A 329-nucleotide genomic window follows, 5' to 3' on the forward strand; every position below is an offset into this window, starting at 1 on the left:
CCGCAACCCCCGGCATCGGCAACGCCGTATACCCCGCCGCGATCTTCACCGGTTGCGCCGCCTCCTGCGGCGCCGGCGCACCGCCGACTTCCGGCGCGGACGCGTCCTCGGTCGCCGATGCCGCCGCTGCCACGGCCGCCGCCTGCGCGCCCGGCTTGTTCTTGCCGACGAGGTAGTAGTCGAGCACCTTGCGCGCGATCGGACCCGCCGACTCCGCGCCCCAGCCGCCGTTTTCGACGATCAACGCGAGCGCGATTTTCGGTTGCTCGGCCGGCGCAAAAGCGATGAAAAGCGCGTGGTCGCGCAAATGTTCGGCGATCGCGTGGCCC

General features: G+C 71.4%; 1 protein-coding gene. It reads right to left on the reverse strand.

The window, feature by feature from the left end; all coding sequences use genetic code 11:
* Window positions 1–329 (reverse strand): penicillin-binding transpeptidase domain-containing protein (locus tag SB822_RS55785; RefSeq protein WP_410858937.1); only part of this gene is annotated, 329 nt, incomplete at both ends.

The sequence above is a fragment of the Paraburkholderia sp. SIMBA_054 genome (genome assembly GCF_046534875.1).
Lineage (GTDB): Bacteria > Pseudomonadota > Gammaproteobacteria > Burkholderiales > Burkholderiaceae > Paraburkholderia > Paraburkholderia hospita.